This is a genomic window from Okeania sp. SIO2B9, assembly GCF_010672505.1.
GTDB lineage: Bacteria > Cyanobacteriota > Cyanobacteriia > Cyanobacteriales > Microcoleaceae > Okeania > Okeania hirsuta.
In genome coordinates this window covers 1-1086 of record NZ_JAAHGK010001786.1, presented here as the reverse complement: position 1 = coordinate 1086, position 1086 = coordinate 1, and the positions used below count along the sequence as shown (strand labels likewise).

The window sequence follows — 1086 nt, the reverse complement described above, 5'->3', positions numbered from 1 at the left end:
CTTTGGGTAAAAGAAATGTCCTAACAACGATCAAGTCCGGTAACGCAAAACCATTTTAGTGTCGTTGTGGCTGGTGTCAGGATGTGCAAGTTCCTTGGCGGCTGGCTGGGCAGCAGACAGGTTTGGCCGCCGCCCACTGGTAGAAATCCCTTTTGAAAGAATTGAAATTGATATTACAAAAGGAGAAAGTCGTACCCCAGAATTTTTACAAAAAAATCCTAATGGTAAAATACCTGTCTTAGAAATAGAACCAGGAAAATATTTATCTGAATCTAATGCAGTTCTTTTTTATCTCAGTGAAGGAACAAAATTTTTACCAACCAATAAATGGGAAAAAGCTCAAGTTATGCAATGGTTATTTTTTGAACAATATAGCCATGAACCTTATATTGCTACCTCTCGTTATTGGATAAGTATTTTAGGAAAAGCAGAAGAGTATCAAGCAGAAATTAAGCAAAAACAAGTAGGAGGTTATGCGGCTTTAAATGTCATGGAAAAACATTTAGAAAATTATCAATTTTTTGTAGGGGAGCAGTACAGTATTGCAGATATTTGTTTATTTGCTTATACTCATGTTGCTCATGAAGGAGGATTTGATTTAAACCAATTTCCAGCAATTCAAAATTGGATAGAAATAGTAAAAAATCAGCCCCTTTATCGTTCTATATTAAGGTAAGCATTTCCTACGGAATGCTGCGCAAACAGCAGTCAGCTATCAGCTATCAGCTTTAAGTCATATCTAATATATTTCCTACTACAAAATTGCTTATATTAATAACTCATACTTCTAGTTATAGTGCTTCAATTTATGAGTTAAAAATGTAGTAGAAGTTCAAAGAGAAATTCCTTAATTAAAAAGCTGAACTTGAGTGCATTTTACAGGAAAAGCTGAACACTGAATGCTATAGCTGAATGCTTACATATTAAGTTAAATATAAATTTCCGAAATTTTTCCATCAGAAGTTGTATGTATTTAGTAATAACGTAATTATTCTGGGAGATTAAATTAGATTGAGATTAACTAAATCAAAAAATCTAATCTAAATTGATTAAAATTTTATAGAATAATTAAGGTTTAAAGCCTCA

At 32.4% G+C, this 1086-nt stretch carries 1 protein-coding gene; it reads left to right on the top strand.

The window, feature by feature from the left end; genetic code table 11:
• Window positions 1-58: 58 nt before the first annotated feature.
• Window positions 59-676: a glutathione S-transferase family protein gene (locus tag F6K13_RS34430; RefSeq protein WP_287290133.1), complete on the top strand. Its 618-nt coding sequence runs from the start codon at window positions 59-61 to the stop codon at window positions 674-676.
• Window positions 677-1086: the final 410 nt, after the last annotated feature.